The organism is Thermostichus sp. MS-CIW-38 (assembly GCF_054058415.1).
This window is the reverse complement of sequence record NZ_JBSSAH010000003.1, coordinates 45,977-60,246: the sequence shown is the minus strand read 5'-3', so window position 1 is coordinate 60,246 and position 14,270 is coordinate 45,977. Positions and strand designations below refer to the sequence as shown.

11 protein-coding genes are annotated in these 14,270 nt (G+C 59.9%); 4 read left to right on the top strand and 7 right to left on the bottom strand.

Annotated features, from left to right (window positions below; all coding sequences use genetic code 11):
- Positions 1-249 precede the first annotated feature (249 nt).
- On the bottom strand, positions 250-1,692 hold the full coding sequence (locus ACVWXZ_RS01885) for a gamma-aminobutyraldehyde dehydrogenase (RefSeq protein WP_011432357.1): 1,443 nt from the start codon (positions 1,690-1,692) through the stop codon (positions 250-252).
- Positions 1,693-2,583: 891 nt separating this feature from the next.
- On the opposite strand from ACVWXZ_RS01885, the gene ACVWXZ_RS01880 reads away from it, so the two are divergent.
- Both ACVWXZ_RS01880 and ACVWXZ_RS01875 read left to right on the top strand, forming a co-directional pair.
- The gene (locus ACVWXZ_RS01880) at positions 2,584-3,882 is read left to right on the top strand and encodes an efflux RND transporter periplasmic adaptor subunit (RefSeq protein ID WP_457439508.1); all 1,299 of its coding nucleotides are present in this window, start codon (positions 2,584-2,586) and stop codon (positions 3,880-3,882) included.
- Between the two features lie 61 nt (positions 3,883-3,943).
- Positions 3,944-7,153: an efflux RND transporter permease subunit gene (locus ACVWXZ_RS01875; RefSeq protein ID WP_457402346.1), complete on the top strand. Its 3,210-nt coding sequence runs from the start codon at positions 3,944-3,946 to the stop codon at positions 7,151-7,153.
- A 63-nt stretch (positions 7,154-7,216) separates the two neighbouring features.
- On the opposite strand, the gene ACVWXZ_RS01870 is transcribed toward ACVWXZ_RS01875, so the two are convergent.
- From ACVWXZ_RS01870 to ACVWXZ_RS01855, 4 genes are all read right to left on the bottom strand, one after another.
- Positions 7,217-7,474 carry a DUF2949 domain-containing protein gene (locus ACVWXZ_RS01870; protein WP_011432361.1) on the bottom strand — a complete coding sequence of 86 codons (258 nt, stop codon included), beginning with the start codon at positions 7,472-7,474 and terminating at the stop codon, positions 7,217-7,219.
- Between the two features lie 190 nt (positions 7,475-7,664).
- On the bottom strand, positions 7,665-8,459 hold the full coding sequence (locus tag ACVWXZ_RS01865; protein ID WP_457402349.1) for a hypothetical protein: 795 nt from the start codon (positions 8,457-8,459) through the stop codon (positions 7,665-7,667).
- Positions 8,460-8,587: 128 nt separating this feature from the next.
- Entirely contained in the window at positions 8,588-9,331 is a 744-nt protein-coding gene (locus ACVWXZ_RS01860; protein ID WP_457402350.1) for a low-complexity tail membrane protein, read from the bottom strand.
- A 34-nt stretch (positions 9,332-9,365) separates the two neighbouring features.
- Positions 9,366-9,590 (bottom strand): NAD(P)H dehydrogenase subunit NdhS, encoded by a 225-nt coding sequence (locus ACVWXZ_RS01855; RefSeq protein WP_011432364.1) that lies wholly within the window; start codon positions 9,588-9,590, stop codon positions 9,366-9,368.
- A 213-nt stretch (positions 9,591-9,803) separates the two neighbouring features.
- On the opposite strand from ACVWXZ_RS01855, the gene ACVWXZ_RS01850 reads away from it, so the two are divergent.
- Positions 9,804-10,391 carry an FHA domain-containing protein gene (locus ACVWXZ_RS01850; protein WP_414350303.1) on the top strand — a complete coding sequence of 196 codons (588 nt, stop codon included), beginning with the start codon at positions 9,804-9,806 and terminating at the stop codon, positions 10,389-10,391.
- 1 nt (position 10,392) lies between these two features.
- On the opposite strand, the gene ACVWXZ_RS01845 is transcribed toward ACVWXZ_RS01850, so the two are convergent.
- Together ACVWXZ_RS01845 and pth are read right to left on the bottom strand one after the other, a co-directional pair.
- Positions 10,393-11,862 (bottom strand): cation:proton antiporter, encoded by a 1,470-nt coding sequence (locus ACVWXZ_RS01845; RefSeq protein WP_457482076.1) that lies wholly within the window; start codon positions 11,860-11,862, stop codon positions 10,393-10,395.
- A gap of 302 nt (positions 11,863-12,164) precedes the next feature.
- Positions 12,165-12,839 carry an aminoacyl-tRNA hydrolase gene (pth, locus tag ACVWXZ_RS01840; RefSeq protein WP_457482075.1) on the bottom strand — a complete coding sequence of 225 codons (675 nt, stop codon included), beginning with the start codon at positions 12,837-12,839 and terminating at the stop codon, positions 12,165-12,167.
- Between the two features lie 187 nt (positions 12,840-13,026).
- Between pth and ACVWXZ_RS01835 the strand changes: the two genes are divergently transcribed.
- Positions 13,027-14,244, top strand: coding sequence for an HD domain-containing phosphohydrolase (locus ACVWXZ_RS01835; RefSeq protein ID WP_457482074.1), 1,218 nt, complete (start codon positions 13,027-13,029; stop codon positions 14,242-14,244).
- Positions 14,245-14,270 lie beyond the last annotated feature (26 nt).

Sequence of the window (14,270 nt, the reverse complement as noted above, 5' to 3'; positions counted from 1 at the left end):
TCAATCGAGCAGATTCGCAGCGGAGCGGGAGCTGTACACCCCAGTCTATCGCTTGAGTGCTCCGCACCGCCTTTGCAACTGAGATTTTCTGGGGAGGTTCCAAACCGGCTCCAGACAGTTCCCCAAGCCCTCTCCCAAGGGGAAGGGGTAGGTCGGAATCAAGGCCACCAATGGCCTACGGCGACTGGGAATACCCCTGGTGAGCCGCCGCTGTTTGGTGGTCATCTTCTGTTCAAAATGGGCATCACTTCAGCGGGTTGCAATCATCACGTGTTTGGTGATTTGGTAGTCGCGCACCGCTTCTGCCGAGAGATCTTTGCCAAATCCCGATTGCTTAAAGCCGCCATGGGGGGCCTCAGAGGCAATGGGAATATGGTCGTTGATCCAGACGGTGCCGAACTCCAGATCGGCGGCCAACCTCATCGCTCGTCCGATGTCTTGAGTCCACACAGAAGCCGCCAGCCCGTATAGGACGTCATTGCCCAAGCGTAGCGCTTCCGCTTCTTCGCGAAACGAGCCGAGCGTGAGAACCGGCCCAAAAACCTCACTCTGTACGATCTCCGCTTTTTGATCGACATTGGCAATCACCGTGGGTTCATAGTAGTAGCCCTGGGCAAGCTGGGAAGGGATCCGACCGCCGGTCAGCACCTTGGCTCCCTCTGCTTTGGCCCGCTCCACAAATCCCATCACCCGCTCCCGCTGGGCTGCTGAGACCAAAGGCCCCATCTCCACTCCCGCCTCGAAAGGGGATCCCACCGTTACTTTGCGCATGGCTTCTACAATGGCCTCTTGCGCCTGCGCCAGCTTGCTCTCGTGCACATAGACGCGGGTGGCTGCCGTACAGTCTTGGCCGGTATTGACGGTGGCAGCAAATGTGGCCTTGGCAGCAACGGTCTCTACGTCCGCATCCTCGAAGACGATAAACGGCGCTTTGCCCCCCAGTTCCAAATGCACCCGCTTCAGGGTATCTGCCGCTGTCCGCATCACCTGCTTGCCGGTGGCGGTAGAGCCGGTAAGGCTGACCATGCGCACCTGGGGGTGCTCCACCAGGGCTTGGCCGGTGGCATTGCCTCCGGTAACGATGTTGACTACCCCGGGCGGGATCCCAGCCTCGGCGATCAGTTCTCCCAGCATCAGGGTGGTCAGGGGGGTGGCAGGAGCGGGCTTGAGCACCACCGTACAGCCGGCGGCCAGGGCGGGGCCGATCTTCCAGACGGCCATCATCAGCGGATAGTTCCAGGGGGTAATTTGAGCGCACACCCCCACCGGCTCTTTGCGAAAGAGGGAGGTGTAGCCCTTGGCATATTCCCCGGCGCTAAAGCCATGGATGTCGCGGGCGGCAGCGGCGAAGAAACGCAGATTATCCACCGCAAACGGCAAATCTCCCCCTAAGCTGAGGAACTCGTAGGGCTTGCCGGTGTTTTCCGATTCCACACGAGCCAGTTCTGGGGCACGAGCCTCGATCAGATCTGCCAATTTCCAGAGGGCCAGGGATCGCTCGCCGGGGGTGAGTTTCGACCAACGGCCATCGTAGAAGGCTGTTTGGGCGGCCTGCACCGCCCGATCCACATCGGCAGGGCTGGCATCCACCGCCTCTGCCAGTTTCTCGCCGGTGGCCGGGTTCTCGATGGTCATCAGGCCCCCCCCTTGGCTATCGACCCATTGGCCGTCGATCCAGAGTTTGTAGGCCATAGCGATGTCCTCAACAGCTTGGTGAAATGGCTCTCCCCATTGTGCCGAATCTTTTTGGCTCGGCTTGAATCATAAGCTTCATTCAACTTTGGCAACTTTGGGGTGCAGAGATGGGATCCTTTGGGATTGGGATGGCCCAAACGGCTATTCGCAAAGCGGGCCGTAGACTGTGGCCAACGGCGCACTGGTGAGGATCCCGCATCTGCTAACTAACGGAGGTGCAGGGGCAATCAGTCCTGCACTCTACCCGCAGGGTGAGCACCGGGATACAGGGATCCCCGCCATACCTCTGAGCGAAATCTGTAGCAAAACCTACTTATGCTGGTGTAACCTACAAGCACCGGATTGATCCAGATGCCTGCCAACAAGCCGCTCGCGTCAGCGGGACGGAGGCCTTGCTGTTGGCGTGGCTGGAGATTGGCCGGGACGTATACAACTACACTTTGCCGGAAATCAACGAGTGGATAGCATCTTGCTCTTGGCCGGTGGACAGGGGTTCCTGGGTGCAGGAGTCCATCCTGCCTGCCGATGCACCGTTCCCTGTGGATTAGACTTGTTTTGCAAGCTGGCAGTAGCCAGGGAGGCTGGGGAAGGGAAACTGCCTGTTCAGTCGGTCTGTCGGGGGTTGTAGACCCAGACAAGTGGCGTGGGGCAGGAATGCCCGACCGCGAGGTAAGGACTCCGTCCTGCTGACGGGAAGGGTGGCCCGCGCTCTATCCACAGGACGAGCGCCGGGAGGATGTCACGCATCCACCCTAGCTCTGGATTGGGAAGGATGGCCAGCGCTTTTGCACAGGCGCAGCAGGGCACAGTCTCAGTACCCTGGTTGATTGAGTCAATGCAGAGGTGGGATCCCTCTGTTGGGATAGCCGTTAGGGAGGCAGGTTCACGATGCAACTGCGAACAGCTCTGCCGCTGTTGTGCCTTTCTCTCTTGGTAGCTGCTTGCCGGTCCGGCGGGCCACCTCGCAGCATGGGGGGTGAAGGGGGCGGAGAAGGCCAACCCACACCAGTGGCCGTCGGCAGGGTAGAGGAACAGCAAATCGAAGAGACTTCAGAGTTCATGGCCAGCCTCGGATCCCAGCAGGTGGCCAGTATCCGGCCCCAGGTGAGCGGACAGGTGACTCGGGTGTTGGTGCAGCTGGGATCCCAGGTGGCTGCCGGAGCCCCTCTCTTTGAGATCGACAGCCGGCAGCAACAGGCGGCGGTGGCCGGCCAAACGGCGGGGATTGCCGCAGCCCAAGCCAACCTGGAGAGCGGCCGGGCCGTGCTCAGCCAGTTGCGGGCGGATCGGCTGCGGCTGGAGGCAGCGGCGGAGTTTGCCCGGGAGCAGCACGAGCGCAACCTGCGCCTCTTGGCCGAGGGGGCCATCAGCCAGGCGCAAGCGGATCAATCCAGCCGCGACCTGCGCCAGGCGGAGGCGGCTTTGGCGGCGCAACAGGAGCAGATCCGCGCTCAGGAGGCCGCGATCTTGCGGGCAGAGCGGGAGGTGCAGCAAGCCCAGGCCGAGGCGGAGCGGCAACAGGTGCAACTGCAGTTTTTCCAGGTTACAGCTCCCTTTGCCGGCATTGTGGGGGATGTTTTGGTGCGGCAAGGGGACTACGTGACGCCTCAGACGGTTTTGACCACCTTGACCCAAACCCAGGCGCTGGAGCTCAACCTCAACATCCCGTTGCAGCGGGCCCCCCAGCTGCGCATTGGCACGCCGGTGCAGATCCTGGATAGCCGCGGCGAGGTGATCGGCAGCAGCCAAATCTCTTTCATTGCTCCCGAAGCCAACGCCGCCACGCAATCGGTGCTGGCCAAGGCTCTTCTGGAGAACCCTGCCGGCCAGTTGCGCTCGGCCCAGTTTGTGCGGACTCGGGTCATCTGGGAGGAGCGGCCGGCCTTGCTGGTGCCGGTGACGGCGGTGGCCCGCTTGGGGGCGCAAACCTTTGTCTACACGGTGCAGACAACGGAGCCGCCAGCAGAGGGCATGCCCCCGGGGGCGGTGGCGGTGCAAAGGCCGGTGCAGCTGGGATCCATCTACGGAAACAGCTATGAGGTGCTGGAGGGTTTGGAGGCCAATGAGCCAATTGTGCTGAGCGGCCTGCAGAAAATCCGCGATGGTGCCCCGATTGTCGATGAGGTGCTTTTTCAGCAGAGGATGCAGCCACAAGGGGGAGGGAGACCTCCTGGATCCCCGCCCTAGGTCCTCTCTCCGGCGGTTTCCCAACTCAGCTATCCCCTTTCACTCCTCACTGTGCTGGACTATGTTTGTTGACTTTTTCATTCGCCGCCCTGTTTTTGCCAGCGTCTGCTCCATCCTGATCGTGCTGGTGGGGGCGGTGAGCATTCCCCTACTGCCGGTGGACTACTACCCACAGGTGGCGCCGCCAGCGGTGAGGGTGACTGCTGTTTATCCTGGGGCCAACGCCGAGACGGTGGAGACGGCGGTAACCAATGTGCTGGAGCAGGAGATCAACGGCGTCGAGGGTATACGGTCTATCGCCTCGGTGAGCAGCAGCAACGGCACCAGCCAGATCACCGTTACCTTCAGCCCGGATCGGGATCTGGACACGGCGGCTGTGGATGTGCAGAACCGGGTGGCGCGGGCCCAGGGCCGGCTGCCGGCGGAGGTGATCCAAAACGGCATCAGCGTGGAAAAGGCCGGCGACAGCGCCTTTGTGCTGGTGTTGGCGCTGCGCTCAGAGGCGGGGGAATACGACGAGCTGTTTTTGAGCAACTACGCGGAGCTGTTTGTGCGGGATGCTTTGCGGCGCATCCGCGGCGTCAGCGATGTCATCATTTTCGGGGAGCGCACCTATGCCATGCGCATCTGGCTGGATCCGACGCGGCTGGCCAGCTATGGTCTGACAGCTCTGGATGTGGTAAACGCAGTGCGCCAGCAGAATATCCAGGTGCCCGCCGGCCAAATTGGCGGCCAGCCCAGCCCCCCGGATCAGGAGTTTCAGATCAGCGTCCAGGCCACGGGGCGGCTGTCGCAGCCGGAGGAGTTCGCCCAGATCGTTCTCAAGGCCAACGCCGATGGCAGCTTGGTGCGCATTGCCGATGTGGGCCGGGTAGAGCTGGGGGCCCAAAGCTACGATACGTTCTTCCGCATCGGAGGGCAGGAGGCGGTGGGGATCGCCATCACCCAACAACCGGATGCCAACGCCCTAGAGGTGTCGCGGCAGGTGCGGCAGACGTTAGCGCAGCTGGCGGAGAGTTTTCCGCCCGGCTTGATCTACGAGATCCCTTTCGACGCCACCCTGTTCATTACCGAGTCGGTGCAGGAGGTGATTTTCACTCTGTTGCAGGCGATTGGCCTGGTGGTGTTGGTGCTGTTTATCTTTTTGCAGGATTGGCGCATCACCCTCATTCCCACCATCACCATCCCGGTAGCGCTGCTGGGGACCTTCGCCTTTGTGCGCCTGTTTGGCTTTTCCATCAACACTTTGACTCTGTTCGGCCTCACCCTGGCCACTGGCTTGGTGGTGGACGACACCATTGTGGTGGTGGAGAATATCTCCCGCTACATCCGCGACCGCGGCATGCGGCCTCTGCAGGGGGCCTCGGCGGGGATGAATGAGGTGTTGGGGGCGGTGATCGCCACGACGCTGGTGCTGCTGGGACTATTTGTGCCTGTTGCTTTCTTTCCTGGCACCAGCGGTCGCATCTACCAGCAGTTTGCCGTCACCATTGCCGTGTCGGTTTCGCTGTCCACGTTTAATGCCATTACCTTGGCTCCGGCTTTGTCGGCGCTGCTAATTCGCCCCCGCTCAGAGCAGATGTTTTGGCTGCTGCGCTGGTTTGACCGCGCCGTGGAAGGGATCCGAGCGGCCTACTGCCGCCTGCTGGAGCTGGTGGTGAAGCTGCGGCTGTTGGTGGTGACGGGGTTTATTGCCTGTTTGGGCCTCACCTACTGGCTGTTCCAAATTGTGCCGACGGGGTTTGTGCCGGATGAGGATCAGGGCTTTTTCATCACCATTGTCCAGGGGCCGCCGGGGGTTTCCCTCAACTATACCGACAGGGTGATCCGGCAGGCCGCCGCTATTTTGGAGGGGATCCCTGAGATCGAAAATCGGGTGATCGTGGGGGGGTTCAGCTTTACCGGGCCCTCGCCGGGGAATGGGCTGATCTTTGCCACCCTCAAGCCCTGGGAAGAGCGGCGGCAACCGGAGCAATCGGCGCAAGCGATTGTCAACCGGCTATTTGGGCCTTTTTTGGGCGGGATCAGCCGCGCATTGGTGATCCCGATCCTGCCGCCGGCCATTCCCAATTTGGGGGTTGCGGGCGGGTTTACTTTCCAGCTTCAGGATCGGGGGGTGAACGATTTCAACCTCTTGGAGCAGACGGCCAACACCCTGTTTTTTGTGGGCAACTCGCCGCCCCCGCCGGGCCAACCCCCCTTGGGCTTGCGGATTAACCCGCCCACCTTCAACGCCAATTCGCCGCAGCTAGAAGTACAGGTGGATCGGGAAATGGCCCAGTTGTTGGGGATCCCTCTGTTGGATGTCTTCGGCACGCTGCAGACGCTGCTGGGGGGCACCTACGTCAATGATTTCGACCTGTTCAACCGCAACTACCGGGTCTATGTGCAGGCGGATCAAGCATTCCGAGGTAACCCGGAAAGCATCGGCCAGTTCTACGTGCGGGGTGGGCAGGGGCAGCTCTTGCCGTTGAGCACCCTGGTTCAGGTGGAGGAGACCACCAGCCCGGCCATCATCAACCACTTCAACCTCTTCCGCTCGGTGGAAATTCAGGGCAGCGCCCTGCCGGGCTTTAGCTCAGGGCAAGCGATTCGGGCTATGGAAACTCTAGCCGCCCAGTTGTTGCCGCAGGGGTTTGGCTTCGAGTGGTCGGGCCTGTCGCTGGAAGAAATCGAGTCGGGAGGACAGGCGCCGCTGATCTTTGCTTTGGGCTCGGTGTTCGTCTTCCTGGTGCTGGCGGCGCAATTTGAGAGCTATGTGGATCCCTTGATCATTTTGTTGGCGGTGCCGCTGGCGGTTCTTGGGGCTCTTTTGGCGCAACTGCTGCGGGGCTTGACCAACGACGTCTTCTGCCAAGTCGGGTTGGTGATGTTGATCGGGCTGGCCAGCAAAAACTCCATCTTGATTGTGGAGTTTGCCAACCAGTTGGTTGCCCAAGGGATCCCACTGGTTAAGGCTGCAGTGCAGGCGGCAGAGACCCGCTTCCGCGCGATTCTCATGACGGCCTTGAGCACCATACTTGGCATTTTCCCGCTGGCAGTGGCCACGGGCGCAGGGGCAGCCAGCCGTCAGTCGCTGGGCACGGCGGTGATCGGCGGCATGTTCGTCTCGACAATGCTCAGTTTGCTGGTGGTGCCGGTGCTCTATGTCGTGATCAAGGGGATCCAGGTGCGAATTTTGGGGGGATCCCCTTCACCTGTGGATCTGGCGCATTTGCCGCCGCCGGAGGATCCCAAGGATCTGCTGCCTGGTGGCGACAGCGTTGGGTAGCAAGAGGGATCTGCTTGCTTCTTCTCTTCTGGCGGAAAAGCGAGTGGGGGAAGGGGGCACCTTTCATCCACCGCAGGCCCTGTCCTCGAGCAGTTCGGACTCGGCTTCGCTGGGCATTTTTTCCCAGAACTGAGCCAGGTGTTGCAGGCCCACAAAGCCCAACTGCCAGAGGATCAAGGCTAGAGGGCCGTGCTGCTGCCGTTGGATCTTCAGGGCCAGAGCCAGTTGTTTGGGCTTGAGGAGCTGTTGCTGCTCAGCAAACTGGCAGAACTGTCGATCCCATTGGCTGAGGGCCTGTAAATCCGGCAGGGTCGGTTCCATAGGTTTGGCCGGGCAGGAAAGGATTGAATGTCGAGGATCGGGATCCTCGTACTGATTCTGGAGATCCTGCGGATCCCTTGCAACAGGTTTCTTCCAGGGTATGTGACCACCCAGGCCCTCCCAAGGCCGGTTAGGGCAGAGAGGACTGAGCTTTATCGCAAAGCTGGCTTATAGATCCTGGCAGGACGGTCTATCCCCAGGGGTCGTCGTCGAAGGGACTATCTGACCAATAGCCACTCTGCTGGGGTGGAGGGGGCTGTTGGGGGAGAGGAGGCGTGTAGGCAGGGGGTGGCGTTGGGATGGGGGTGGGTTTTTCCAGATCCTCAAGTCGAGGCAGGTCGGCGGGCTTGGGCTCGACACCAAGGCTTCTCAGCTTGGCTTGCGTTTCTTGCACTTGCGCATTGAGCTCTTCCAGGTAGGCGCGGTAGTGGTTGGCAGCTTCCAGGTACTGCTTGGCTTTCTTTTCGTTTTCCTGGACGACCGCCTCCAGTTCTTTGGTGCGAACGGTGTAATCGGCCTCTTGATTGGTGAGGTTTTCGATGGCTTGGTTGAGTACAGCCCGCCGTCGCTCCAGTTGGGCTACAATTTCCGACAACTGTCGTTCTCGCTCGCTAAGGCTGCGTTCCCGGTTTTGAGTTTGTTCCAGTTGAAAGCTGGCCTGGCTGAGCTGCTCTCGCAAATACATCACCTGGGGCTCCGTCTCGTTGCGTTCCTGTTGCAACTCAAAGACCCGCGCTTCCAAGTGATCTTTTTCCTGCTGCAACACTTCCCGCTCGTTCAAAAGACGGGTGTAGAGCTGGTTGAGAAAGTCCACCTCCATCACCACTTGGCTAAGCTGAGTGGCGTATTCCCCAACCAAAGCCAACTCCCGAGCGAGGTTTTGGGTTTCACTGGTGGCTTGATCGGTGAAAAACTGGGGAAGTTGGGTGGTTTCTCTGAGGCGTTGGGTAAATTGCTTGAAGCGGAAAGAAAAGTTGCTCGCCATTGCCGGTGCGGTAGCCTCGAAGATCAGGGGAATGCCGATGGTTGGATTTCACAGGGCTTGGATTGCTTCCAATCTACTTGGATTGCTTCCAATCTAACATTGAGCTACAGCTTTTGCGGAAGCTTGCCTTAGGTGGGATCGGGGGGAGTTTCAGGGGCCGGCATGGCAACTTCCCCAGAGGGATCCCGCTTCTCGGATTCCGGCTGGGGGTTTTCTGCCGCTCTGTTTTTAACCTTGTCTTTTTGGTCTTTCGAGGTGCCTTCTGAATCCTGGCTGGAGATGCGGCGCAACAGCCGTTGCAGGAGTGGGCTGCGGCGATCGCCGAGGACGGAGAAGCGGCTTTCGATCTCTTCGACGGGGACGGGATCCATTTGAGCCAGCTCCGGCTCGCTGAGGAGGAGTACCCGTATCGTTGCAATGGGGATCTGCAAGAATAGGTTGGATCCCCAAAACCCGAAGGCGGCTATGGCCAGGCCGGCCAGGCGGGTGCCGTTGCCAGGGGTGAGCGGGGCAAAGAGGGGGGCAAAGTCGTAGAGGCGCTCACCGACTTCCAGCATCAGGATTGCCGCCAACAGCGTCAAAATCTTATGTTCGGGGCTGAGGAAGGCGGCCAAGATGCGGCGCTGCTCGAGGGTGAGTTCTTCCGGGGGGACAGAGGCCACCCACAGGCTGAAGATATCCAATGGCTTGCGCCACTGCAGGGCAAAGACCGGCCCAATGCCCACCACGGCCACCCAAGCCTGCTCCGCCCCCACCGGCAGGAGGGGATCCCCTGTGGCCAGCCCGATCAGGGTCAGCCCCACCCACAAGGGGAAGAGGAGGATGCCGGCGGCATGGATCCAGAGGAAAGGTTCCTGCCAATGGCTGCGCATGGGGAGATGCCAAAAGGGACAGGGGAGAGCAGGGCTAGGGGCGGGATTTGTCCACCACTTCCAATTCTGTGAGGCGGAAGGTGACCAATTTATCCCAGTTGCCGCCTTCAAAGAGGACAGCGGCATGGTTGTCGGTAACCCGCTGTACCTGGCCCTCAAAGCAGTAGTAGGTGTCGTTGGGGTTGATGACCCGCACGGCAACGCCGGGGTAGATCGGGGGAAGGGCTTCGAGGAGAGTTGGGGTTGGAGTCGTGTTCACGTTTCAGCTATCCTCTTTTTTGCAGAAGCTCTGCCTTACTATTATGGGGGAAAGCCCCTCTCTTGCCGAGTCTCCCCCTCGTTGAGCTTCTTCCCACAGCGGTTCGCCGAGGGTTGGGCAATGGCTGAGGTGTGGCTGCCAGCCCGCTAACGGGAAAGGAGCCTGTACTGCAACTTCGACGGTCAACCCAGCTCCCCCTCAAGGCCCCAGACCATGGCTACCGGCGCACAGTCTTCCCCCTCCCAAATCTGGCATGTGTTGGTGATCGATGATGAACAAGGACGGCGGGCTGTGGCCCTCAGTGCTGCCACCTATTCCATCGGCAGGGATCCCAGCAATGCGATTGTCATCGATTCGGCGGCGGTTTCCCGGCAACACGCGCTGCTGCTGCGGCTACCCCAAAAAGATGGCCAGTATACCTACCGGCTGCTGGACGGCAATATCGAGGGCAAGCGCAGCACCAACGGCGTCTCGGTGAATGGGCAGAGATGTTTGAGCTGGGATCTCAAGGATGGGGATCAGATCCTGTTGGGGAATCAGGTGCGGATGCAGTACTGCATTCGCCAGTTGTCAGACGAAGATTTTCAGCGGTATCTCCAGTCTGTAAGCTTTCGCAGCGTGAAGGCGGAGGTGGTGGATCGGCGCTCCACAACCATGCAGCGGTTTGATCCGCCCTCGATGCAGGCAATTTTGCCCCAAGAGGAGACGACGGAGAGAATTGACGTGAAGCCTCAACGCCGCAATCCGCTGCGGCTGCTGTTGCAGACGCTCTGGGGGCGTTTGAGGGGGAAGCTGAGATAACTTAACCCTCGGGGATGCCCACCCGTTCTGAGTCTGGGAGCGATGACGCGGTCTCGTCGGCGCCGCCTTTGCGCTCTTGCTCTGACGCTTCTGCCTGCAAGTCCAGGAGGGAGGGGGAGTTGGCTTCCCCAATCAACACTCCCCGCAGCCAGAGGGGAGCGACAAAGGTGGTGGCAATCACCATGACGATAATGCTGACATCGAGGGCATCGGAGAGAACCCCACTGGCGGCCCCCACACCGGCAAACACCAGGCCCACCTCACCCCGGGGAATCATGCCCACTCCGATGGCGTAGCGGTTGATGCCCGGCTTGCCAAAGGCCCCCAAGCCCGCTGCTAGCTTGCCCACAATGGCAACTCCGATCAAGAAGACGGCAATGATCAGCCCCTCTCGGTTGACGGGGAGGGTGGGGTTGAGTACGGCAAGGTTGGTTTTGGCCCCAACGCAGACGAAGAAGATGGGCACCAGTAGGTCGGAAATGGGCTTGATCTGTTCTTCCAGCTCTTGCCGTTTCTCGGTTTCGGCCAAGATTAAGCCAGCGGCAAAGGCGCCCAAAATCGCTTCTAGATGAATGATTTGCCCCACATAAGCCAGCAGAAAGGCCAGCACGAGGGCGGGCAGAAGGGGGTTACCTCGGGTCTTCAGGCTGTTGAGAAGGGCCACAAAGTAGGAGCTGAGAAGGCGCCCCAGAACAATAGAGCCGACCAAGAAGAGGATGGCACTGAGGATGATGATGCCAATATCGGAAAGGTTGACTTCTCCGTTTTTGGCCAAGCCCGCCACTACGGCCAAGATGATGATGCCCAACACGTCATCCAAGACGGCGGCACCAATGATCACTTGCCCCTCTGGGGAGGTGAGTTTTTGCAGCTCGGCCAAGACGCGGGCGGTAATGCCGATGCTGGTTGCTGTGAGGGCAGCGCCGGCAAATATGGCGGGGATAACGGGCACATGAAACAGGTAGAGCAAGCCCAGGGTTCCGGCCAGGAAAGGCACAGCGACCCCGATGACGGCTACGGCTGCGGCTTGAGGGCCGACCCGCAACAGCTCGGCCAGATCCGACTCGAGGCCGATTTCAAACAAAAGGACGATCACCCCGATCTCGGAGAGGATGTCGATGATCTGGCTTTGGGAGGAGAACACCTGTACCAGGGATCCCTCGTCGAGTCCGGCAGTGGCTTGCAGAAATTGCATCAGTGCTGAGGATTGAGCCAAGGTGTGCAGCTCTTGGCCGGAAACTTGTCCTTCTGGGAAGACAAGCAACCCCAGAGCGGAGGCCCCTACCGCGACGCCCCCCAGCAGTTCTCCCAACACGGGGGGAAAACTCAGGCGAACGGCGATTTCTCCGGCAATACGGCTGGCCAGATAGATGACCACCAGAGCCATCAGCACCGCTACCAGGATCAGGGGTAAAAGATTGGCAGCCCCTTCCGGTTCAAGGGGGGCAGCGGCTTCGACGGCAAGCAACACTGAATCTAGGTTGTTCAACAGCAAGATCTCACCCTCAAATGATGAACAGCTTTTTGTCTCGGGCCGGCCCTGGTGGGAACGCTGCCGTTCCCATTCCTTTCGCCCTCCTGCTGGAAGACCGTTATAGAAGCTAACCTCCCTTGGGAACTGTTGGCAACGCCCAGGTAGGCACTCTTATACTCCAGATAATTGATACTTATCTGGAGTATTGCCCTTCATCCCTTTGCATCAGGGGGACGAAGCCCTTATCACCCCGCTCCTGGAAAACCCCTCAGAACCGGCAATCCAGGACAAGCTGCTCCTCAGGAGGAAGCCTCGCCTTGGCCCGGTGCAGGGTTGGATCCATCCAAATCGGACGATGGCCCAGACAGATCCAGAGGATTAAAGCGGTTCATGGCTGTCCTCAGTCCCTCTTGCAAGCAGCACTCCACGGCCTCTACCGCCGTATTCAACACCCGCTCCAGCACCTCTTGTTCTGCAGGCGCAAATCCCCCCAACACATGCCCGACCACATCTTGGCTGCCCCTGGGTTTGCCCACCCCCAAACGCAGCCGCGGAAACCCTTCGCTCCCCAAGTGCTGAATGATGGACTTCATGCCGTTGTGCCCACCGGCAGAACCGGATCCCCGCAGGCGCAGACGACCCAGCGGCAAGTCCATGTCGTCGTACACCACCAGCACAGAGGCGAGATCTAACTTGTACCAATCCAGCACCGCCCGCACCGATTGGCCGGAACAGTTCATATAAGTTTCCGGCTTGAGCAAGCGCCGCTTCCCCCCCAGAGCCAAACCCTCTCCGTAGCTACCTTGGAATCGCTTCTCCAAAACCAACGGGATCCCCCAGCGCTGCGCCAGCCGATCCACCACCATAAAGCCGCAATTGTGGCGGGTATTGGCGTATTGAGGGCCGGGATTGCCCAGGCCCACAACGAGCTGCAGGGAAATCTCATCGGTTCCCTTGGGCTTGACCTGGGTCACAACGTTTCTCGCCTCCTCGAGCTAAAGTAAGGCATCGCTGCTTTGAGTGGTGTTGGCGTGTTTTTGGGCTGCTGGTCGCCCCGGAGGTTCGGATACCCAGCCGGCGGCAGGAGAACTCTTGGGGGCGAATGACTCCGCCATTGTTTATTGTGAACGCTTAATGTGAACGCTTCTGACCAACCCTGCTATGAGCCTGCCCACCCCCTTCGGTCTTCACCCCAGCACAACCGAATTCGATGCCTCGGATGCCCTGCACCTCAGCCAGCGTCTGATTCAGGTGGGGATTGCCCTCTCCTCAGAAACGGATCTGCAGCGGCTGCTGGAGTTGATTGTTGCTCAAGCCCGAGAACTGACCCACTGTGATGGGGCCAGCCTTTTTGTCCGAGAGGGGGAGGAACTGCGCTTTTTCGTGGTCAACCGCCATGAGGAGCTGCGGGATCTGCGCCTGCCCCTCAGCCCTTCCAGCATTGTGGGCTATGTGGTGCTCACCGGGGAGAGCCTGAATCTGCCAGATGTCTACCACCTGCCCGCCGACCGGCCCTATGCCTTTAACCCACAGGTGGATCGGCAAACCGGCTATCGCACCCGCTCCTTGCTCACTGTGCCCATGCGGGATCCCTCAGGAAAGATCCTCGGCGCCCTACAACTGTTGAACCGCCTAAAGCCGGATCACCCCACCCCCCTAGCTCCTGACCAGGTGGCTGAGTGGAGCCAACCTTTTTCTGAGCTGGAAGTCAGCGTGGCAAAAGCCCTAGCCTCCCAGGCGGCGGTTGCCTATCAAAACGTCCAATTGCGGGAAGAGCTCAAATCTGCCCACTTCGAGACCATCTTCTGTCTGTCTGTGGCCGCAGAATACCGGGATCAAGATACCTCCTTTCACCTGAAGCGGATGAGCAACTACTCTCGCATCATCGCCAAGCACTTGGGCCTCTCCAGCCATGAGCAAGAGCTGATCTTCTACGCCAGTCCCATGCACGATGTGGGCAAAATCGGGATCCCCGATGCCATCTTGCAAAAGCCGGGGCGCCTGACCCCAGAAGAACGGCAGATCATGAACCGTCACCCTGAGATTGGTTATGAGATCCTCAGCAAGTCCGACTCCGAGCTGATGAAAAAGAGCGCCATCATCGCTCTGACCCACCACGAGAAGTTCGACGGCAGTGGGTATCCGCGCGGCCTCAAAGGAGAAGGGATCCCTCTAGAGGGACGGATTGTGGCCTTGGCCGATGTATTCGATGCCTTGGCCAGCCGTCGCCCCTACAAAGAAGCCTGGGCTTTGAATGAGGTCTTTCAGTTTGTAGAAGACAACAGCGGCAGCCATTTCGACCCGCAAGTGGTGGCCGCCTTTAACCGAGGACGCAGCGAAATTCTGGAAATCTACCACCGCTATCCAGAAACCCGCTAAATCCAGCTTCAAAGGGATCCGTCCCA